At 41.7% G+C, this 22,696-nt stretch carries 18 protein-coding genes; 4 read left to right on the top strand and 14 right to left on the bottom strand.

Features of this window, described 5'->3' with window-relative positions:
• Nucleotides 1-80: 80 nt before the first annotated feature.
• Nucleotides 81-1,394 carry an alpha-amylase family glycosyl hydrolase gene (locus RBB56_RS13700; RefSeq protein ID WP_306719532.1) on the bottom strand — a complete coding sequence of 438 codons (1,314 nt, stop codon included), beginning with the start codon at nucleotides 1,392-1,394 and terminating at the stop codon, nucleotides 81-83.
• A gap of 425 nt (nucleotides 1,395-1,819) precedes the next feature.
• Here RBB56_RS13700 and RBB56_RS13695 point away from each other — a divergent pair, with 425 nt between their 5' ends.
• Nucleotides 1,820-2,698, top strand: a complete 879-nt coding sequence (locus RBB56_RS13695) for a deoxyribonuclease IV (protein ID WP_306722157.1) — start codon at nucleotides 1,820-1,822, stop codon at nucleotides 2,696-2,698.
• On the opposite strand, the gene RBB56_RS13690 is transcribed toward RBB56_RS13695, so the two are convergent.
• From RBB56_RS13690 to RBB56_RS13675, 4 genes are all read right to left on the bottom strand, one after another.
• Nucleotides 2,693-5,134 carry an ATP-dependent DNA helicase gene (locus RBB56_RS13690; RefSeq protein ID WP_306722156.1) on the bottom strand — a complete coding sequence of 814 codons (2,442 nt, stop codon included), beginning with the start codon at nucleotides 5,132-5,134 and terminating at the stop codon, nucleotides 2,693-2,695. The genes RBB56_RS13695 and RBB56_RS13690 overlap by 6 nt on opposite strands.
• A 226-nt stretch (nucleotides 5,135-5,360) precedes the next feature.
• The gene (locus RBB56_RS13685; protein WP_306719531.1) at nucleotides 5,361-5,588 is read right to left on the bottom strand and encodes an HPr family phosphocarrier protein; all 228 of its coding nucleotides are present in this window, start codon (nucleotides 5,586-5,588) and stop codon (nucleotides 5,361-5,363) included.
• A gap of 241 nt (nucleotides 5,589-5,829) precedes the next feature.
• Complete coding sequence (locus tag RBB56_RS13680; RefSeq protein ID WP_306719530.1) at nucleotides 5,830-6,600, bottom strand: TIGR03915 family putative DNA repair protein; 771 nt, start codon at nucleotides 6,598-6,600, stop codon at nucleotides 5,830-5,832.
• Nucleotides 6,601-6,650: 50 nt separating this feature from the next.
• The gene (locus RBB56_RS13675; protein WP_306719529.1) at nucleotides 6,651-8,006 is read right to left on the bottom strand and encodes a putative DNA modification/repair radical SAM protein; all 1,356 of its coding nucleotides are present in this window, start codon (nucleotides 8,004-8,006) and stop codon (nucleotides 6,651-6,653) included.
• A 215-nt stretch (nucleotides 8,007-8,221) separates the two neighbouring features.
• Here RBB56_RS13675 and RBB56_RS13670 point away from each other — a divergent pair, with 215 nt between their 5' ends.
• Together RBB56_RS13670 and asnA are read left to right on the top strand one after the other, a co-directional pair.
• Nucleotides 8,222-8,710, top strand: coding sequence for a pyridoxamine 5'-phosphate oxidase family protein (locus RBB56_RS13670; protein ID WP_306719528.1), 489 nt, complete (start codon nucleotides 8,222-8,224; stop codon nucleotides 8,708-8,710).
• Between the two features lie 142 nt (nucleotides 8,711-8,852).
• Nucleotides 8,853-9,863, top strand: coding sequence for an aspartate--ammonia ligase (gene asnA, locus RBB56_RS13665; protein WP_306719527.1), 1,011 nt, complete (start codon nucleotides 8,853-8,855; stop codon nucleotides 9,861-9,863).
• Between the two features lie 438 nt (nucleotides 9,864-10,301).
• Here asnA and RBB56_RS13660 read toward each other — a convergent pair whose 3' ends face one another.
• Nucleotides 10,302-10,877, bottom strand: a complete 576-nt coding sequence (locus RBB56_RS13660) for an accessory gene regulator ArgB-like protein (protein WP_306719526.1) — start codon at nucleotides 10,875-10,877, stop codon at nucleotides 10,302-10,304.
• Between the two features lie 206 nt (nucleotides 10,878-11,083).
• Here RBB56_RS13660 and RBB56_RS13655 point away from each other — a divergent pair, with 206 nt between their 5' ends.
• Entirely contained in the window at nucleotides 11,084-11,866 is a 783-nt protein-coding gene (locus tag RBB56_RS13655) for a LytR/AlgR family response regulator transcription factor (protein ID WP_306719525.1), read from the top strand.
• Nucleotides 11,867-11,900: 34 nt separating this feature from the next.
• Here RBB56_RS13655 and RBB56_RS13650 read toward each other — a convergent pair whose 3' ends face one another.
• The 8 genes from RBB56_RS13650 to RBB56_RS13615 form a co-directional block, all read right to left on the bottom strand.
• A complete protein-coding gene (locus tag RBB56_RS13650; protein WP_306719524.1) occupies nucleotides 11,901-12,719 on the bottom strand; it encodes a MurR/RpiR family transcriptional regulator in 819 nt (272 codons plus the stop codon).
• Nucleotides 12,720-12,877: 158 nt separating this feature from the next.
• Nucleotides 12,878-14,383 (bottom strand): PTS transporter subunit EIIC, encoded by a 1,506-nt coding sequence (locus tag RBB56_RS13645; protein WP_306719523.1) that lies wholly within the window; start codon nucleotides 14,381-14,383, stop codon nucleotides 12,878-12,880.
• Between the two features lie 24 nt (nucleotides 14,384-14,407).
• Entirely contained in the window at nucleotides 14,408-15,106 is a 699-nt protein-coding gene (locus RBB56_RS13640; RefSeq protein WP_306719522.1) for an N-acetylmannosamine-6-phosphate 2-epimerase, read from the bottom strand.
• 197 nt (nucleotides 15,107-15,303) lie between these two features.
• On the bottom strand, nucleotides 15,304-16,659 hold the full coding sequence (locus RBB56_RS13635; protein WP_306719521.1) for an MATE family efflux transporter: 1,356 nt from the start codon (nucleotides 16,657-16,659) through the stop codon (nucleotides 15,304-15,306).
• Nucleotides 16,660-16,763: 104 nt separating this feature from the next.
• Nucleotides 16,764-17,906, bottom strand: coding sequence for a ComEC/Rec2 family competence protein (locus RBB56_RS13630; RefSeq protein ID WP_306719520.1), 1,143 nt, complete (start codon nucleotides 17,904-17,906; stop codon nucleotides 16,764-16,766).
• Between the two features lie 321 nt (nucleotides 17,907-18,227).
• Nucleotides 18,228-19,559: a glycoside hydrolase family 5 protein gene (locus tag RBB56_RS13625; RefSeq protein ID WP_306719519.1), complete on the bottom strand. Its 1,332-nt coding sequence runs from the start codon at nucleotides 19,557-19,559 to the stop codon at nucleotides 18,228-18,230.
• Nucleotides 19,560-19,562: 3 nt separating this feature from the next.
• Complete coding sequence (yicI, locus tag RBB56_RS13620; RefSeq protein WP_306719518.1) at nucleotides 19,563-21,863, bottom strand: alpha-xylosidase; 2,301 nt, start codon at nucleotides 21,861-21,863, stop codon at nucleotides 19,563-19,565.
• 20 nt (nucleotides 21,864-21,883) lie between these two features.
• On the bottom strand, nucleotides 21,884-22,693 hold the full coding sequence (locus RBB56_RS13615) for a sulfatase-like hydrolase/transferase (protein WP_306719517.1): 810 nt from the start codon (nucleotides 22,691-22,693) through the stop codon (nucleotides 21,884-21,886).
• Nucleotides 22,694-22,696 lie beyond the last annotated feature (3 nt).

The following is a 22,696-nucleotide window of genomic DNA, read 5'->3' as shown; positions in this document are numbered from 1 at the left end:
TTTATAGCGGAGCTATTGTTCCATAGATACATCTACTTTACAACAGCTCCGCTATTTTACTTCTTAATATATTCACAAAATTAATTAGATTCCGCTTTCCAAAAGAATGCACTATACGGCGGAAGCTCACTTCCGCCTCCAAAGTCATGCTCCTTACCGGTAATCAAATCCACGGCTCTTCCACAGCCTGCGTTAAAATGGGCTGTAAACGTTTCACTATCCGCATTGATTGCCACTAACACTCTTTCATTTTGTGATTTCCGCTCGAATATGCATTGTTTATTCGTAAGCACAAAAGATTGGAAGTCTCCATAGTTCAACGCTTCTGAATTCTTCTTCGCTTCAGCGAGCTTCGCGATAAATTCTGACAATTCATTAAAGACCGGCTTCTCATAGCCGACACGCAGCGCCGTATCCCCCTCACTCTTATTCCCTCTGACTCCCCATTCACTTCCATAATAAATACAAGGGATTCCAGGCATTCCAAAACAAAGCGCATGGATGAGAGGAAGGTGTTTCTCATTTGCAAGAATACTTGCAATTCTTGTCACATCATGGTTGTCCACAAAGGAAAGTAAGTGCTTGCCTTTATAGAGGGTCCAGCCTTCCGGACCGAACTGCCGCAGCAAAGAATGGTTGATTTCAAACATATTCATGCTGTTAAAGCTAGAATATAACCCCTTATAGCATTCATAGTTCGTAGCGGAATGCAGCATGTTCTCATTCACCATTTGATTATAATCTCCATGCAGCATCTCACCCAGCAGGAAAAATTCCTCTTTCTTGTTATCCGTGAAGCTTCTAAGTCTACGCACAAAGTCATGATCCAAAGAATACGCTACATCCAAGCGCAAGCCATCGATAGCAAATTCATCGATCCAATGACCTACACTTTCCAAAATATGCTCCACTACTTCTTCATTCCTAAGGTTCAGCTTCACCAAGTCATAATGGCCTTCCCATCCTTCATACCAAAGACCATCGTTATAATTGGAGTTCCCATCCAGATTAATATGGAACCAATGCAGATAAGGAGAGCTCTCTCTATTTCGTATCACATCCTGAAATTGATAGAATCCTCTCCCCACATGATTGAAAACTCCATCCAGCACTACCTTGATGCCATTTGCATGAAGGGATGCACATACATGCTTAAAATCCTCGTTCGTACCGAGTCTGCTATCGACCTTTCTGAAATCTCTCGTGTTATACCCATGCGTATCCGACTCAAAAACCGGGGAAAAATAAACCGCATCTGTTCCCAACTTCTTCATATGAGGAATCCACTCATTCACTTTCTCTATTCTGGATACCACTATTCCATCATTTTCAAATGGTGCACCGCAAAACCCAAGCGGATATATTTGATAAAATACACTTTCATAAGCCCACATATATTTATCCTCTACTTTCTTATGTATCCTCTAATTTTATCATAAAGTGCTTATTTTTAATACTAGATTACTTCTTCTTTATATTTCTTCCGCCCTTTTTGTACCTGATATATTTTTGACCAACTCAGTATTTTTTCTCTTTTTCAAGTTTCACTTGCAAAATGGAAGTGCCCATTTTCCAATGCTTTTTGATATATTTCTAAAAGAAATCCCCAATTTCCACAGAGTTATCCACATATGACACTTATGTCATATATCATGACCCACGTCTCATTTTTTTAGAAATATGACGTCATTAAAAAATCTTCCTTCATTTTTCTATCAATACCCATTTCCCGCTTTTCATTTACCTTTCTCTTCTACGATGCTATACTATTTTCAGACAATTGAACTTGACTTGCTATGTGAAAGGTATGGTTATTTATATGTTGAAAATAGGTTCACACGTAGGAATGAAAGGCAAAGATATGTTCTTAGGTTCTGCCAAAGAGGCAGCATCCTATAGCGCTAATGCCTTTATGATATTTACCGGCGCTCCGCAGAATACAAAGCGCAAGCCAATAGAAGAATTGAATATTGAACAGGGACTGGCATATATGGAAGAGAATGATATTTTAGAAGCTATCGTCCATGCCCCCTACATTATTAATCTGGGAAACAGCATAAATAACGAGACCTTTTCTCTCGCCATAGATTTCCTGTCCATGGATATTCAGCGTACAGAAGCCCTTAAGAGCAAGGTTCTCGTCCTGCATCCCGGCGCTCATGTAGGAGCAGGAGCGGATGTAGGGATCGACCAGATAGCCAAAGGGCTGAATGAAATATTAGATAAGAATACAAATTGTACCATCGCTTTGGAGACGATGGCCGGAAAAGGTTCCGAAATCGGCCGCTCCTTCGAAGAGCTTGCCGCTATCTTCGACAAGGTTATTCATAACGATAAACTTAGTGTCTGTCTGGACACCTGCCACATGCACGATGCCGGTTACGACATTATTCATGACTTCGATGGCTGTATCGAACAGCTGGATCGCCTGATCGGCAAGGACAAGGTAGCTGTACTCCATATTAATGACAGTAAGAATCCTTGTGGCGCTTCTAAGGATCGCCATACCAATATTGGGCATGGATATATTGGATTCGATGCCCTGCATCGCATCGTCCACCATCCCGATTTCGCGGATGTTCCTAAGATTCTGGAAACACCATATCGCCCTTCCTCTGAAGATGCCGCAAAACTCGTGCCGCCTTACAAGGAAGAGATTCTTATGTTAAGAAGCGGAATCTTTACCGAATCGCTATAGCCAACCATCCCAAAATCGTTCTACCCGTCTTGCGACATTTTTTTCTGTTACTACCTCGAAATGTTCCCATTCCCTCGGGAACATCTTCTGGTAGACACGGCCCAGGAATCGATCATCCAGTAAAGCCACAATTCCCACATCTTCTGCGGTCCTTATGACTCTCCCCGCTGCCTGCAGCACTTTATTCATGCCCGGATACCGATAAGCATAGTCGAATCCGCTGCCGCCCCTTTCATCGAAGTAATCTTTAAGAATCTCCCGTTCGTTGCAAACGAGGGGCAGCCCTGTCCCAACAATCATTGCTCCGATTAAGCTGTCATTCTTAAGATCAATTCCCTCGCTGAAAATACCCCCAAGCACACAAAAACCAAGAAGGCTTTTATCCTCCTCCATTTCAATATCCATTTGAATTGCTTCCGAGAAATCACAGTTATCATTCCACGAAAAACGATTAAGGAATTCCTCTCTCTCCTGCTCATCCATACGGTCTTCTTGCAGAATGCACTCAATCGGCCCCTTATCCATGAACTCCGCTTCGAATATCCCATACACTTTCTGTAAAAATGCGTGGGAGGGAAAAAATATCATATAATTTCCGTGACGGTTCTTCACGATTTCATAAATATAAGACGCAATATTATAATATTCATCTTCCGTCCTTCTCGCATATCTGCTCGTCACGTCACTTCCGATAAATAATGCCTTCCTCTCCGGATCGAAGACGGACTTCGCATATACCTCATAATCTTCCGCATCCCCGCCTAACAGGCTTTTATAATATTGAATCGGAAGTAAGGTAGCGGAAAATAAAACAGTGCTTCTTCCCTTCTTCATACACTCCTTAAGGTTCAACGAAGGATTTACGCAAAAGAGTTTCAAAAGAAAGCTGCCATCCTCACATAACTGAGAATAAACAACATAATTATCATCCACTCTTTCATAAATATCCAGAAAGTGGGAAACGGCAAAATAAAATTCAAGAATTTCTTCTCTTACCTCTCCATTATGCACCTCACCATGGCCATCGTGTTCCTCCAAATAAGTCTCCATAGCTCCGCCTAATTTCTGCAGGTCCAATACAAAGGGAGAAATATACTCTTCTATTTTGTAATCTGTGCATTCTCTTTTTAATAAGAGTAATTCCTTATTGCACTTTTCCAAATAATGTTCTATTTTGCTATCGATAGCTGCTACGCTCTTTTTCAATCGCAGGAAATCTTCCTTACATAGGACCGCGCTATACATTTCCCGCCCTCGCTCCACCAGATTGTGGGCCTCATCTATGAGAAAGATATATTCACCGCTCACTCCATCCGAAAAAAAACGTTTCAAGTATACATGCGGATCGAATACATAATTATAATCACAAATGACGGCATCGGAAAACAGGCTCATATCCAGACATAACTCAAAAGGACATACACGATGAGCCATCGCATACTGTTCAATAACTGTCCTCCCAAAATTGTCCGATTTGGTCAACAAGTCATAAATCGCTTCATTGATACGGTCATAATGCCCTTTTGCATAAGGACAATATTCCGGATTGCATTCTGTTTCTTCCATAAAGCAGATTTTATCTTTCGCCGTTAATATTACACTCTTCATCTGCAACCCTTTTTCACGCAAGAGCTGAAATGTATCATCTGCCACCGTTCTTGTAATCGTTTTGGCTGTCAGATAGAAGATTCTATCTCCCATCCCCTCTCCCATGGCTTTTACCGCCGGGAATACTGTGGATATCGTCTTACCGACTCCGGTGGGTGCTTCTATGAAAAGTTTTTTCTTGTGATAGATACTCTGGTATACATAAGTTACTAAATCTTTCTGCCCCTCCCGATAGGGAAATGGAAAAGAAAGTGACTTAATGGACTGCTGCCTTTCCTTCTTCCAGTGGAATTCGAAATCAGTCCATTTTCTATATTGAATCAGCAGATCATCAAACCACTCCTTTAATTCTGGAAACGTATACTCCGAATGAAAATATTTCAATTCTTCCGTATCCATATTGCAGTATGTCATACGGACATTCATTTCCTTCAATTCATTCTTTGCCGCATAGATATAGGCATAGCATTTGGCCTGTGCCAAATGAACTGCATATGCCCCTTTTATCTTCTTTAGCTCTTGATATGTTCCCTTTATCTCATCCACAGTCGCAGGCGATGTCTCCGTACCATCTATGATTCCATCCGCCCTTCCTTCTATGATTACTACATATTCTTCCGTCTCATACCTATGTCGAAGAGCCACCTCCGCATGATAATCAGCCCCCATTCTCCGCTGTATCATTCGATGAATCCTGCCGCCTTCCTGCATCGCCTGATCCGGCGCCTGTGACCTTCTGTTGTCAATATCACCGCTACGCATCACAAATTCCACTAAATTGCGAACAGAAATACGTATTTGTGCCTTTTCTTTTTCTTCCAATTCCATCTTTAACTCCCCCAAATATTTTGGCAATACCGATTTTGCTTGGTACACTCTCACAGCCAGGACCTTTGCCCGCACAACTTTTGCTTGGCACGCGTAGCTGCGCATCCTGCACGGAGTGCTTTATATATTAGGAAATTCTAAAGGAATTTCCTAATATATAAAAAACTCCCTATGGAAATAGTCTACTCTATCTCCAATAGGGAGTCAAACACCTTCACTTCCTGCATTAGCATGCAACAGCAAAATGTTTCATAAATTGTTCAAAGTCAAAATCATATCCGTCATAGGAAACTGTCAATTCCTGATTGAAATCCAGGCCCAACACGCCGACGATGGATTTCGCGTCAACTACATATCTATTATAAGCAATGTCAATATCAAAGTCGCATTTCGATGCCGCTGCCACGAATTCCTTCACTTCATCGGGTCTCAATCTGATTCTGCGCCGTACCATACTATCACCCTTTCTTAGAACGCTTCTTCGTGAAAAAATATTTTTTCTTGATTACACCTGTATTATATCCTATATAAACGAAATGTAAAGTGAAATTTTTATAAACAAAAATCTCTAAAATAGCTGTTTTTTCCATGTTTTTTCATAAATAACCACTTAAAAACCTCATCGATTGCAAAATAACATAAAATTGCACAATTTTTATTTCAGTTCTTTACTCTGCTAAACCGCATATTATCCATTATTTTTGAAATTCTACCATATATTCTTGGAATCTAAGCGGCAGCATATTTCTTTGTAATTTCAGGTTTTTCCTCTCTTTTATGGCTATCTTATGGCAAAAATAAGCAAACAGTTCCTGATATTCTTCTTCCTCACCGGAATAATTTAATGCCATATTTTCATCAAACTGCATATCCGTTACAAGATACCATTGTTTCGATGCCGGGTGTACTGCGAAGATTCCCCGCTTTTCATCATATATAACGAAATTATAGGTAGGAAGTCTATCCGCAAAATGAGGCGCTAAGAAAGTCACGATATTGTTCTTAGGTCCTATCTTAGAAAATAAAATATTATTTTCCAACTCCTGAAAGCGAAGAAATCCTTGTAAATGCAACACTTCATTATTAGTGGCCCGACTTAATTCAAATACCTTATGCACATAAGGATTGGCCAGATTACCCATGAGCCGTCCTCCTGCTTTCTTTGCAAGTCCCCATACCACAGTTTTATATACAGCCTCACCCTTTTCCTTATTCTCCGAAGCGAGGGCTCTGCATATCTCCATATATGTCTCTTCGCCAAATTCTCTGCCAATGGTACGGGATACCTTCACTGCCTTGTTCGCATCGGTAACAATCGGAATGTACTGTGCAAACAACCGTATATTCTCTTCTTCCCCTATCTGTATATGCAGACGCTCATGTTCTTCTCTCAGTGCATACGCTTCATAAATTCCTGTGAAAATCCCCTCCAGCGAGTCTTCACATATTAAATATTTCTCTTCCATAACTATCCCCCTTGTTGCTGTGAATAGTAATTCGTTACAGTAACTCCGTCTTACAACTGTCCGAGTACAGCTTTTCTGATATCGGAAGCATCCGGCTGTGCTGCGAATCCTATTCCTATATCGTCGAAAAGAGACAGTTGCTTATATGTGATACCGTCTTTATCAAAAGGCAGCTTCTCCTTCACGGAAAGTAAATTCCTTGTAATATAGTCTTCTTCTATTTTAGTGTTATACATCATTTTACCGCTGCACGTAATAAAATAGAGGGCACGCTTTAACACGACTCCAATCTTCTTCAAATCATCAAAGCGAAGAGCCCCGTTTCTTCTCGCTCTCACAATTCTCTGTGCGCTCTTAACTCCCACTCCGGGAATTCTAAGAAGTATCTGATAGTCCGCTCTATTGATTTCCACCGGGAATAATTCCAGATGCCGTAACGCCCAATCAGCCTTGGGGTCGAGCAGAATATTGAAGTTAGGCCGCTGCTCATTTAGCAGTTCCCCCGCTTTGAATCCGTAGAAACGAAGCAGCCAGTCGGCCTGATACAGTCTGTGTTCCCGCAAAAGCGGAGGTCCGCCCGGAAGGGCCGGCAGCTCTTTGTCTTCATTCACATTCACAAAAGCGGAGTAGAAAACTCTTTTTAAAGCAAACTTCTCATAAAGATTCTCCGCTACCGTCATTAACTGATAGTCATTCTCCGGAGTCGCTCCTATAATCATCTGGGTGGATTGTCCTGCAGAAACGAAACGAGGTGCATTCTTATATAGTACAATTTCATTCTTATTCTCTGTAATACCGTTTTGAATCTGCCGCATGGGTGCCAAAATATTCTTCCTATGTTTATTGGGAGCCAAGCGGCTTAACCCCTCCGCAGTAGGAAGTTCCAAATTCACACTCATACGATCTGCAAGGAATCCTATCTTCTGAATGAGAAAAGGATCTGCTCCCGGTATTGCCTTCACATGAATATAACCTTGAAAACGATGCTCCGTACGCAGCTTATACAGCGTTTGATAGATCAGCTCCATCGTAAAATTCGGATTATATAAAATCCCGGAACTCAAAAAAAGTCCTTCGATATAGTTCCTCTTATAGAATCCCATAGTAAGTTCACATACCTCATCCGGTGTAAAAGAAGTCCGCACTACATCGTTAGACCGTCTGTTAACACAATACTTACAGTCATAGATACATTCATTGGTAAAAAGTATCTTTAATAAGGAAATACATCTTCCATCCGCACTGAAACTATGGCAGATTCCACCCGCTACCGTATTGCCGATTCCTTTACCATCGCCTTTTCTATCTACACCGCTGGAAGTGCATGCTACATCGTATTTGGCCGCATCCGTTAAGACTCCCAACTTTTCCATTATGGACATTTCTTCTGCAACTTTATAATGCATATCAACACACTCCATCGCCACGAACATTTGTTTGTTTTATGATATCATATTATTTACACATTTACAATAGATTATCGAACATTTGTTTAGTTTTTTGTTGGAATTTTTCTCCTAACAGTTCAGCGCCCTCACTGTTACGTGTGAAAATCCATTACTTTTATTTGACATTTCTTTCAAACTCTAGTATAAATCTTAGAAAAGGAAAGAGGTGTCATATGTTTCGAGAAATGAGACGTAAAAAGCAAATATTGTCTTTCGAGGAGTGTGTCGAAATTCTTCAAAAAGGAACTTCCGGGGTCTTGGCAGTCTCCGGCGATGATAATTACCCTTATGCAGTTCCCTTAAGCTATGTCTATAACGATTCTAAAATCTATTTTCACTGTGCTAAAGCCGGTCATAAGATCGATGCCATTGCGAAAAACAGCAAAGCCTCATTTTGTGTGATCGATCAAGATCAGATCGTACCGGAGGAATTCACCTCCTATTTTCGAAGCGTTATCGCCTTTGGAAACGCCCGTATTTTAGAAGAAGAGGAAAAAAGAAAAGCAATTATGCTTTTGGCCGTTAAATATTCGCCGGACCAGGAAGAAGAATGTTCACAAGAAATAGACAAGTCCCTTCCACAGTTATGTATGATAGAATTATCCATCCATTACATGACCGGTAAGGAAGCGATTGAGCTTGTCCGTGCAAAAAATTCATAGGAATCTTTCATTGCCGGTCACTGTGTGAACAGTAACATCATTCATACTTTCCGGGGATTTTTCAAGATATGCTTGCATTATCGGGAAAAAAGCGGTTAAATAGTAGTTGTATTTTAAATAAGAATAAAGCGAGGATGCACTTATGAGTAATTCGGTTATTCCTAAAGATTATCAATCTGCACTTAATTTACATGATACACAAGTAGCCATCAAAACAGTCAAGGACTTTTTCCAAAATCTCCTTGCGGAACGCCTAAATCTGCTGCGCGTATCTGCCCCATTGTTCGTTACCCCGGCTTCCGGTCTCAACGATAACTTAAATGGCGTGGAACGCCCTGTTTCTTTCGGTATCAAGGAACAAAACGATGCGGAAGCGGAAATTGTTCACTCTCTCGCCAAATGGAAGCGCTCTGCTTTGCAGAAATATGGATTTTCCATGGGAGAAGGACTTTATACCGATATGAGCGCCATCCGAAGGGATGAGGATACGGATAACATCCATTCCATCTATGTGGATCAGTGGGACTGGGAGAAGATTATTGCTAAGGAAGAGCGTAATCTAGAGACCTTACAGGACATCGTCCGCACCGTATATAAGGTACTGCGCAAGACAGAAAAGTTTATGGCAATTAAATACGATTACATAGAAGAGATACTCCCTCACGATATCTTCTTTATTACAACACAGGAATTAGAAGATAAATATCCTGACAATACTCCGAAAGAGCGCGAATATTACATCAGCAAAGAAAAGGGCGCTGTATGTATTATGCAAATCGGAGATTTGTTAAGATCCGGTGAAAAGCACGATGGGCGAGCTCCTGACTACGATGATTGGGCTTTAAATGCAGATATCGTCGTATATTATCCGGTTCTCGATATTGCGCTGGAATTGTCCTCTATGGGTATTCGTGTAGATAAGAATTCCCTCCTTTCCCAATTAGAGAAAGCAGGGTGCCCGGAACGCGTGAATCTTCCGTTCCAGAAGGCTATTGCTGATGAAGTACTCCCCTATACGATTGGCGGAGGTATCGGTCAATCCCGTATTTGTATGTTCTTCTTGCGAAAAGCGCATATCGGTGAGGTTCAATGCTCTCTCTGGCCGGATGATACGATGGAAGAAGCACAGAAACACGGATTACAATTACTTTAATCATAAAAGGTTACTATTCAGCCTTCGGCTTCCTAGCAACACTTTATGCACAGAAATACTGCTATGCAGTATTTCGTGCTTGCTAAACTCGGGTTTTCTGTGTGCTTTGCACACAAAAACACCTCGCGATATTGATAGCTGAACTGTTACTATAAAAGTGTTTTATCTCGACATTTTTATTGCATTTTTTGTGCATTCTGTTTACTGCGCCGAGCAAAGCGAGTGTGCAAAAATATACTTTGGCCGCTTGCGGACAAGATATAATAAGAGCAAGTATACTAAGCTATTTTAAAAATTCCCCTTTTACACCACGCGCTTAATATACTTGCTATTATACAATTTTCATGTGCCATCAGGCATCTATCTTAATTTCTGAAATGAAATAACTTCTTAATTCTTATTATCTAACTTAAAACAGGTCTGTCATTTACATCCGTATCAGGCATCTGCCTTCTTACGTTCATGCCATAATGGTAATATGGACAGTGTCTCCAGTGTAATCGCTGTCAACATCAGCATCTTCATATACCAATCGGGTAAAACCCATATAATGATTAACCACACTGCTGCAATCACTACCGCCCCTATATTCTTCTGCCTGAGAATCTTTTTATCTTCAATCGGATTATTCTCGGTAAAAAAAGGTGCGAATAACTTATTTACAATAATAATTCCTATCGATAACCCTACCATTATACCAACCGGCAGGTAATGAATATATTCTGCTCCTGCAATTGATGAAACACACACGAATACCATGGAAAGAAAGCAACCCAGATTCGATTTCATATGCAGTCCGCCGGCACAATAACGCAAGGAAGAAAAACATACAAGAGAAATAATCACATCCCACATACGACCAGAGATAGCGCCGAGCAAAACCAACCCTATTACTTTAAATAGAGAATTGAATATCAATTCTATTCCGTAAGTAACCGCTATTGCCTGCGTCTCCGACATCTCATTGTGCCTGGAACACCAATCGGTAATCTTGCTTGCCAACATGTGCTGCATGCTTTTCACACCTCATTTCATCTTGTGTACTATTTATACCATATCTGACAGAATATTTCCAATAATTTCCCAAACGCCCTATTATTTTTCCTAAACGATTTCTTATTGCAGAAAGCCCGTGTTTTCTGATGTTTTTTTGCTTTTTTTCATTTTCTACCCTTACTACTATTTGTTGTAAAAAGTAGAAAAATATACTATTATATCGTATGATACCAACATATGATAGAATTGAGGAGATGGCTATGTTACCGATATATATTTGTGAAGATGACGAAATTCAATTAACACATTTTAAAAAGCTGATATCCGATACTATCATGATCGAGGATATGGATGCTTCCATTGTTTGTGCCGTTTCTTCTCCTTATCATCTGCTTTCCTATTTATGTGAGCATCCGACTCCATCCCTATATTTTCTCGATATCAAACTTAATACTTCTATGGATGGTTTCCTATTGGCTCAGGAAATCAGAAAACAAGATCCTCGTGGTTTTATTGTTTTTATTACCACTCATAGTGAACTTTCTTATCTCTCCTTCCACTATCGTGTAGAAGCGATGGACTATATTCTCAAGGATGAACCGGACGAACTCATTTCCCGAATTCGCGGCTGTATCAGAAGATCCCTGGAACTATATACTCTACCTACTAATACCGTGCAAAAGGCTATCGCCTTAAAAATTGACGGACGTATCATTTCTCTACAGCTCGATGATATCTATTGTATTCAGACCTCATACGAAGCGCATAAGATCCGTATCTACAAACGCAATGGATATACGGAATTATTTTATTCCCTGAAGAAAATAGAAAAACTCCTGGATGATTCTTTTTTCAAGTGCCATAAATCCTGCATTATTAACCTCACCCATGTAAAAGAAGTAAATATAAAAAATTGCCTCGTCTTATTGGATAACGGCAAAGTCTGCCCTGTAGCTACGCGAATTATAAAAGCTCTCGCTTCGAAGTTACCGATTCAGCTCTCTTAAGGTTACAGTTCAGCCTTCAGCTTCACAGTAACAATCATTTAATCCTTCCGAGTTCAATCAACGTCTCACGATGAAGCGCTTCCCTATCATTTCTATTATGCTTCATCACATTGGCATACAGAACATCACAGATCACCAACACCGGGAACTGCGGTGAGATCAATTTGCCCAAGTCCAGGTTCTCTTTACTGGCAATCAATACGACCTCGTCACACCACTGCGCCCATTCTGACCGTTTTGCCGCACTAATCAGTACAGTAACAGCACCTTTTCTCTTTCCGCTTTCCAGCGCCTGCAACACCTCTTCAGCCTGTCCGCTTACCGATATCCCAATCAGCAAATCCCGACTGCGTATTACGGCTGTATTCATCTTCATAATATGTGTATCTACAATACACTCAATGTCAACACCGAAACGCATAAGCCGATTCTTAAATTCCTCAGCGGCTATTCCCGAGGAACCCTTTCCGTATACGAATACCCTCTGATTGGCCCTTGAAATAATGTTAGCAATTCTTATAATCTGAGCCTCATCGATGAGTGAATACGCCTTGGTCAACAGCTCCTGGTAGGTATCAAGAATATTTCTCGTATCCTCCGAAGCATCCTTTCTCTCCTCTTTGAATCCCTCCTGATATCTGTATATGAATTCCCGATACCCCTTAAAACCACATTTTCTAGAAAATCTGGATAAAGATGCTTCCGAGGTGTATAAATGCCCTGCAACTTTTTGTGCTGAAAAGTCCGAAACCTCCTTATTATTCATAAAAAAATCGGCTATTATCTTTTCACTCGCTGTAAAATTCTGATAGTGAGCTTCAATGATAGGTATAATACTTCTTTCATACTTCATACTATATCTCCTCATCTTTGTAATAGTTACGGTAAAAGATGCCCCTCCACCCTGATGGCTTCGAAGCACCTTCTATTTTATGATATGAAATATTACAACTATTCAGCAGGTCTGCGCATTTGATGCGCTGACCGTAAGAATACTTAGAAAAATCTTCATCAATCATCCACATTCATCATGTCATTGATTACATTTTTGTATAGAATAGCTTTCGCTCCGTAAATAGCCTGAATACCTCCGCCTACTTCCAATACATCAATAGCACCGATTCTTTTCAGCTCTGCCTTATCCACTTTCGATTTATCCTTAACGGATACTCTAAGCCTCGTAATACATGCATCTACATCTTCTATATTCTCTTCTGTTCCGAGAGCCTTGATAATTAAAACAGCATTTTCTTTAATCGATTCTTTCGTAGTAATTCCGCTCTTGGCATCATCCGCTGTTTCATCCATATTTCTTCCCGGTGTCATAATGTTGAACTTCGTAATGAAGAAACGGAAGGAGAAATAATAAAGAGCAAACCATATAATACCTACAATGGGAACGAGCATCCAATTCGTTTTGCTGTTGCCGGGCAGAACACCGAACAGTAAAAAGTCTATCACACCGCCTGAGAATGTATTTCCTATGGAAACATTAAGCATATCTGCGATAAAGAAGGAAACTCCATCAAGGAAAGCATGCCATACATACAATAATGGAGATACAAACAAGAACATAAACTCAATAGGTTCGGTAATTCCTGTAATGAATGATGTCAAAGCCACACCGAACAAAAGGCCGGCAAATGCTTTTCTTCTTTCACGAGGAATGCAGTGATACATCGCTAATGTTGCTCCCGGCAGTCCGAACATCATAGTTGCAAAACGTCCGGCAAAGAATCTCGTTCCTGAGGTGAACAAACCGGTATGTGTAGGATCAGCCAACTGTGCAAAGAAAATCTTCTGCGCACCGGCTACCGTTTCTCCGAGTACGGTTTCGACACCGCCAAGTTCCGTATACCAGAACATCGGATAAATCATATGATGCAGACCTACTGCACCACAAAGTCTCATTAAAAATCCGTAGAAAAAGGTACCGACTACTCCGGCACTTGCTATATAACCTCCGCTGGCCACAAGAAGATTCTGAAAAGGAGGCCAGATAAAGGAAAAAATCATTCCTATAAATATCGATGTAAATGCTGTTACAATGGGAACAAACCGAGAACCGCCAAAGAATCCCAAAGCCTGAGGTAACTGAATGTTTCTATATCTGTTATGTAAAAATACTGTAACACATCCAATCACAATTGCACCGATTGCTCCTGTATCAATGGAATTTCCCTCAGGGTTCCGAATAACGACCATAGTAGCAATCGTAGCTGTCATAACCAGATATCCTACTACGCCTGCAAGAGCTGCCGTTCCTTTTTCCTTATTAGCAAGGCCAATACAAAGACCTATACAAAGAAGTAAGTATAAATTGCCAAAAACAATACTTCCTGCCGCATTCATAATCTGGAAAATTGCCTGCAGCCATACCTGGTCTAATATCGGATAAGTAGCTACTGTTGTTGCATTTGTAAAAGAACCACCGATACCGAGCAGCAAACCGGCTGCCGGAAGAATCGCTATAGGAAGCATAAAAGCTTTCCCTATTTTCTGTAATTGCTTAAACATAAAAAATCCTCCTCACTATGAAATTTAATCAAGTGCTTTAGCAAATCTCTCCGTAATCTTCTGAGGTCTTGTAATGATAGAACCGACAACAACACAAAAGCATCCTAATTCTATCACCCTTCTTCCCTTTTCACAGGTATCGATATTTCCTTCTGCAATTATCGGACTTTTCACCTGACTTTGTATCTCGCGTATAATTTTAAAATCATCATCTTCGATATGAGTATCTTTGCTCTGCTTGGTGTATCCCACCAATGTGGTCCCTATGAAATCAAATCCTAAGCGGTCCGCATAAACAGCCTCTTCCACCGTAGAGCAATCTGCCATGAAAAGCTGCGTAGGGTATGCCTTCTTTATTTCTTCGAAAAATTCCTCCAACTGCTTTCCATCCGGGCGAATCCTATTCGTAGCATCCACCGCTATGATATCTACCCCCTCCTTCGCAAGTTCACTCACTTCCTTCATCGTAGGTGTTATAAATACATCGCTTTCCGGATAATTTCTTTTCACGATTCCAATAATGGGGAGATCAACATTCTTCTTGATTTCTCGGATATCTTCAACAGTATTCGCGCGTATCCCTTTTGCTCCTCCCCGGGATGCCGCCAATGCCATGCGCCCCATAATGAAGGACGAGTGCAACGGCTCCTCCGGCAGTGCCTGACAGGATACTATCAGTTTTCCGCGCAAACTTTTCATCCTGTTTTTTAACGCATCATCCATATTCTATTATCCTCCGTATCATCTCAAGGCCTTGACTTGATTTACAATTTCACTATAGCATTTTTGATTTTAATTTCAATAATATTTTTTTAATTGAATCTACTTTCATACTTTTTCACTATTTGCACTAAAAAATACAATTTTAGAAATATTTAAGGATTTATTTTTATTATTTTTTTATACTTTTGAAAGTATTTTCATATAAATTTTATATTCTTCTCTCCCTTACCGATTTTACTAAAAAACAAATAATAAATAATAAAAAGTGTAGTTGTGACCACCCATGTTAACGGATAACTAAACATGATCGTATAGATATTCTTGCGCGTCGGTACGACAAACATAAGCCAGGACACGCGCAGTGCACAGATTCCGATCAGACAAATGACCATTGGTATCCATGAGTCTCCCGCTCCTCTAAGCGCTCCTGAGAGGATCTCTATTGTCACATAGGTGAAATATACCGGCACCATATAGCGCATCATCGACACGCCGATCACGATGACCTCCGCATCGTTAGTAAACAGATGATATCCGTAAATGCCCCAAAAATACAACATAAAAGATAGGACAAGTGTGGTTGCAAAAGTCATACCCGTACATATTCTCACACCCTTTCGCAGCCGTTGTGTCTTGCCTGCACCGTAATTTTGTCCGACAAAAGTTGTAATCAATATACCAAAGGCACTCACTATCATCCAAAACAGACTATCTATCTTACTGTAAGCTGTCCAAGCGGCTACCGTATCCGTCCCCAAAGAATTAATGGATGCCTGTATCAGTACATTGGACGAACTATACATAATCGATTGCAGACCAGCCGGAAGTCCTATTCGGATAATCCTTCCGAGCATCCGCCTATCCAGATATATCCTACTATATTCCAAGTGATGCATATCATTTGTCCTTGCTAACAGCCGAAGCACAAGTATAGCGCTAAGCGTCTGAGAAAGGATCGTCGCCCATGCAGCGCCGGCTACTCCCATACCAAATCCCGCTACGAATAAAAGATCGAACACAATATTGGTCATACAACTCACAATTAAGAAGTAGAGAGGCCGTTTGGAATCTCCTACCGCCCTTAAGATACCGGCTCCTACGTTATAAATAAGATTACCTATCATTCCCAAATAATAAATACGAAGGTAAGTAAGAGACGGGTGAAACACATCTTCGGGGGTATCCATGGCTCTCAATATAACCGGGGCTGTCCATATACCGACTACCATCATAACAATTCCGGCAATCAAACTAAACGCAATCGCTGTATGCACCGCGTACTCTACCATTTCTTTCTTCTTTGCACCATAATACTGTGAAATAATAACGGTCGCGCCGCTGGAAAGCCCAACGAAGAATCCGACAATAACCTGAATTACCGTGCTCGTGCTTCCCCCTACTGCCGAAAGGGCTTCCTTGCCAACCACCCTTCCTACGATAATAGCATCCGCTGCATTGTATAACTGCTGAAAAAAAGTACCCCATAAAATGGGGAAAAAGAAGAGGAGCAACTGTTTCCAGATTACTCCTTCTGTTATTCTATTATCAGACATAACGAACCTCGTTCATATATTCATTTTTATATTGCCGCTCTATATATTTTTACGGTCAGCGCAATAAATACGCAGACCCGGTGGATAGTTACCTCTCTATTCCATTAAGGATTACATTTTTTACATGGGTCATACCCCTGTGCTATGACTTCATCCCGGCTTAAGCTGGAGTCGCTCCTATTCGTCGTGGGAAGATAGCTGCAACTCGCCAGATGGAACTTCTTCGTCTTCACATTCAAGATGTAGGTAAGGGCATTTGTATCCTGAGCTGACTCCACCTTCGGTTCTTCTACTGCCGGGGTACTCTCTTGCTGACTCGCTGCGGGAGCACTCTCAGCCTTCGTAGTATTATTCGCCGCCTTCTGCGGTTCACCGGCTTTCCATGAACCGGTGGGCGCCGCATTCCATTTGATTTTCTTTCCATCGGAGGAAGCAATCAAAGAACCTTGCTCATCGGTACGAAATAGCTTAATCCCGCGTGTTCTTAATGTATTCATGGTCTGTGCATGAGGATGTCCGTAATCATTATTCTCTCCGCAGCTAATCAGCGCGTATTCCGGGTCAACCGCATCCACAAAATCTTCTATCGAAGAGGTCTTACTTCCATGATGTCCCACCTTCAATACATCTGCCGATATATCGATACCATTATCGAGAATGTCCTCTTCCGCTTCTTCCTCCGCATCTCCGGTGAACACGAACTTCTTACTGCCATGCTCCAGCACAATGCTGACGGAATAATTATTCGCTTCTTCATACTCAGCATTAGGCGCAATAATGGTGAACTCCGCATCCCCCAGCTTATAGCTTTCTCCGACTACCGGCTCTGTCACCTTATATTTCTTATAATCCATTGCCTTAATGACATCCCGGTAAGAAGCCGTGTCTTTCGCATAATCCGGCATGATAATCGTATCGATATCATATTTCGTAATAATAACATCCGCACCGCCGCAATGATCTGAATCCGGATGAGTCACAATCAAATAATCGAGGCTCTTCACCCCTTGTTTCCTTATGTAATTCTGTACTAATGTGCCTTTATCATTCTCCCCCGCATCGATGAGCATCGCCGCATCGCCGCACTTAATCAGCGTCGCATCTCCTTGCCCTACATCGATATAGTGGACTTCCATTTTATCAATTGCCGTATCCGCAACCTTTGTCTTACCGTTCGCCTCAGCAACAGAACCGCCCAACGCCAACACAATCAAAAGCGAGGAAAATATAGTTAAAAATCGTTTCACCGCACAATCTCCTAATCTCTTTATCTCTTTTTCTTCATTCTACAATCACCCAAACAAATTTTCAACATATATTAACAAAATTCAGCTCACTTTTCTTCTTTATAACGCCATTTTAGATATAACAGATATAATAGATAGCACAGTCTTTTGACACCCGAATCCTATCATAGAATAAAAGTGTGCTTCGCTCACTCTCGCGATTTAAACTTTTAGCAGCACAGCTTTTGTTCCGCGCGCGCAGCTGCGCATCCTGCACGGAGTGCTTTTATTCTATAGAATCGATACTTTCATACTTTAATGTAACAAGGGCTTTTATATTTTCTATTTCATATATCTTTGCAGTAATTCCTGATACTCTTTATAATATCCGCAATTTTCCATGGCGAAAGACTGAGGCATCCATGATACCTTCTCCCATCCATAAGCTGTAAGCTGTGGTTTTAAAATTTGTTCCTTTTGCAGCGTATAAAGGAGGGCCCTTTGCCTGAACTGAAGATGATATCTAATCTTTTCCTCCACTTCCCCGGGGAAATAGCCGCACATCTTATTCACCAGTTCCCTTCCCATCTTCATTTCTCCATAATGGGTCCACTTCGTACGCATCTCCTGCGCGAACTCCATCCAAAGAGACTCTTTCTTCGGATATACAATTCCCATGAAATTCGCGTCCTTATAACACCATAGCGTATAGGAGATATCGTACTTTTTGAATAAATCCAAGGTATCCTCTACCATATCCATTACATGAGCAAGACTATGTCCTGCAATATCATATCCCGCTTCTCCGCATAATAAAGGCCGGCCGAATTTCTTCATTTTCTCTATCATCTTCACAAAGCGGTCTTCGAATATCGCTCTTCTCTTCTCTCTCGGATAGTCAGGATCGCACAAATCCGCTTCCCACACTGTCGGATAGAAGTGGAAAGTAATCGCTGACTGCTCATCCTTTAATTCCTTGATCGCGGAACAGTCCATAGCAAAGAAATCGCCTTCCAAAAAGATAATATGATTTTCATCCACCTCTCTGATTGCCGCCGTTACCTTATCATAGAACTTCCGCAGCCTTCCATCCTCGGCAGGAATAAGAAAAGGTTCATTTATAATATCATATCCGAGAATCCATGTTTCCTGCGCATAACGCTCGGCAATCTCTCTCCAAAGCTCCACCATCTGATTCTGGAATACTTCAAAATGCCAAAACTGAGGCATACCGGTCTGGTTATCGGAATGCCAGTCGGGGTTCTGCCCTCCCGGCACCGCATGAAGATCGGGAAGGAGAAATATCTCATATTTTCTACATAATGCAAGTAATCTGTCAAAATAGCGAAATCCCTTTTCCTTCTTAACGGTAAGATCGGTATCATCAAAGAATAGATGATAATTAAAGGGTACCCGTATGATATTTACCCCTGTTTCCTTTAAAAATCGGAAGTCTTCCTCCTGTACGAAGTAAGCAATGAAGTCATCGAAAAAATGATTACTCTTTTCTTTTCCGAATACCTCTTCGAAAGCTTCTATTATCTGCTTTTCCGGTGTGGGTATTCCTAACATAAAATGTTCCATATTCAGCCAGCTTCCTATACCAAGCCCGCCAAATGTAATCTCTTTACCTCTAAAATAAAATTTTTCACCTCTTATTTTTACAAAATCCATTTTCTACCTCATTGAAATTTCTACTAAATTTCCTTGTATCATATCCACTATTTCGTTCTTTCCTGTATGAATCAGGCGCACTTTGGCATGAATTGTTTCCGACGCTTTAATCGTCACTGCATCGCCATCCCGGCGAGCGGTAATCTCCACTTCATGAAGGTTTTCTTGCAAATATACCGTTGTCTTCACCTGGTGATTCTCTTCCAACCCATAGATTCTAATTTCAGCATTCTCCAAATAAGAATAATCAGGACGGGCAGTGCAGCTTCCCATTACTAAAATTGTGTGTTCCCGCACGAAGAGGGGCATTTGAGTATAACCCATCTCCTTTTGATACCACTTCCCACCGACTTCTCTCTCGCCGGTCAGCAAGTTCGTCCAGTTTCCCTCCGGCAAATAATACTCACCAATTCCATCCTCTCGAAATACCGGCGCTATGAGCAGGGAATCACCCATCATATATTGCTTATCCAAATAAGAACAGTTCTTATCCAGGGGAAACTCTAATACCATAGCACGCACCATCGGTATACCCGTTCTCGATGTGTTCACCGCCTGCGCAAACAAATAAGGCATAAGCTCATTCTTTAACCTGGTGAAGAAACGCAATACTTCTGTCGCCTCATCATCATAAGCCCATGGTACCCGGTAAGATTTGCTTCCATGAAGTCTGCTATGAGTGGACATCAGGCCAAAGGCTGCCCATCGTTTATAGACATCTGCCGTGGAAGTTTCCTCGAAACCGCCGATATCGTGGCTCCAATAACCAAATCCAGACAACAAAAGTGATAGCCCTCCTCTTAGGCTCTGCTCCATGGACTCATAATCCGACCAGCAGTCTCCGCCCCAATGCACCGGGAACTTCTGTCCCCCGGCGGTTGCCGAGCGAGCGAACAGTACGGCATCATTTTTCCCTCTTTTTCTTACTAACAGGTCATAAACTGCCTGATTATATAAATAAGTATAATAATTATGCATTTTCATGCTATCCGAGCGATCATAGTATTCCACTTCCACCGGAATTCTTTCGCCGAAATCAGTTTTAAAACAATCCACTCCCATATCGAGAAGCATCTCCAGCTTCCCTGTGAACCATTCACATGCCTGAGGATTGGTGAAGTCTACAAGCGCCATTCCCGGCTGCCACATATCCCACTGCCAAACATCCCCATTTTTCTTTTTCACAAAATATCCATATTCCATTCCTTCATCAAATAACTCAGACTCCTGAGCGATATATGGATTAATCCATACACAGATATTCAGTCCCTTTTCCTTAATGCGCCTAAGCATTCCTTCCGGATCGGGAAATACACGCTCATCCCAGATGAAGTTCGACCAGTGGAAATCTTTCATCCAAAAACAATCGAAATGAAACACTCTAAGGGGAATCTCCCTCTCCTGCATCCCATCGATAAAACTCATCACTGTCTTTTCATCATAATTCGTTGTGAACGAGGTAGAGAGCCATAGCCCGAAACTCCATGCCGGTGGGAGTGACGGCTTGCCGGTAAGCGAAGTATATCTTTCCAGCACTTCTTTCATCCCCGGCCCATTGATAAAGAAATAATCCAGTGACTCTCCCGGAACTGAGAATTCCACACGCGCCACGTGCTCCGTTGCTATTTCGAAGGAAACTCTCTCCGGATGATTGATGAACACACCATACCCCTTATTAGAAATATAAAAGGGAATGTTTTTATACGCCTGTTGGGTGGACGTTCCGCCATCTTCATTCCATATGTCGAGAGTCTGTCCATTTTTCACAAAGGCGGTGAAATGCTCTCCCATTCCATAGATCAGCTCACCTACACCGAGAGAAAGCTGTTGGCGCATATACACTTCCTGTCCTTCCTCCGCATAAGCTGCCCCGAAATCCTCGCTTCTTACATAGGCAAGATCCTTCGGTCCTATTTTAGAAACGGTTTCTCCGTTCCTTATAAATGCCATCGTACAGTCCTCTTTTTTTATACGAAGCAACAAGGAACCACTGAAAATAGCGAGAAATTCTTCATCCTCTTCCACGGAAAAGTCCGTTCGCTCCGGCATATATAATTCAAACTCAGGTCCCTTCTTCTGTATTCCCTTGTGATGGTATACTTGTACCCTTATGATCTCCGGCATCGGAGCCGTAATCATAATGGTAAGATTCACCCCTCCAAGGGTGTCTCCTCTATTTATAATCTTAGCGGTAGGTGCCGTGAGCACAACTTTCTCCTCTTCCCGCTTTATAAAATATACCTCTTTCGGCGAATAACACCCATATCCCTTCTTCATCAACCAACAACCATTCGAAAACTGCATTCCGCGGCTCCTTTCTCTACTTATAATCCAAGTCGTTCATACTGCTCCCCCGGTGCTTCTGCTTCCTTCATACCCTCTATGAGCATCTCGCACATCCGCTTCTCCAATTCCTTATTTTTCACAGGATGGTTCTGCCGGGGATCTTCTTTCGTGTCGAATAGCACGGTATCCATAATATCGTCCAGCCTTCCCATATAATCGGCCTCTTGAATCGGAGGAATCCGATAGACCGGATAATTGGTATAGGATAAATACCTGCCCATTTCCATTACATCCGCATATTCTTCACCATAATAGCGCCCTAAGGTAGCGGGCATTGCCGTATATTGATAGCAAGGCTTATTCGCCTTATCCTTCGGCGCTTTGAAATAAGTATATCTTCCGTCGCTGACATTGACCGCTCTTCCGAACCAGCCATATATCACCTGTTTCCTGCCTTCGTTTCCCGGATCTTCCAACGCATAGGAAAACAGATTCTTTCCCTTCACTCTCTCCGGTGCCTCACAGCCATGATGTGCCAGTATCGTAGGCATCAAATCGATATTCTGCGTTAGCTGTTCCCGTTTCTCCCCGGCATACGTTCCACCCGGCATTTTGACGAAAAGAGGGATTCGAACCATCTCATCATAGGCATGCATAAAATTCTTTCCGGTATACCCGTGTTCTCCAAGCATATGCCCATGATCGGTGGTCAATATTATAAGGCTGTCTTCATACATGTCGTTTTCCTTGAGGGAATCCAGGAATTTGCCGAGCCAACGGTCTGCCATCGTCAAGGTGGCAAGATAGCTCTTCCTTAAATGCTCTACCGCCTCGGAGGGCTCTGTCACAGA

The organism is Kineothrix sp. MB12-C1, from assembly GCF_030863805.1.
GTDB lineage: Bacteria > Bacillota > Clostridia > Lachnospirales > Lachnospiraceae > Kineothrix.
The sequence above is the reverse complement of the archived record's forward strand: the minus strand, read 5'-3'. Positions and strand labels throughout refer to the sequence as shown.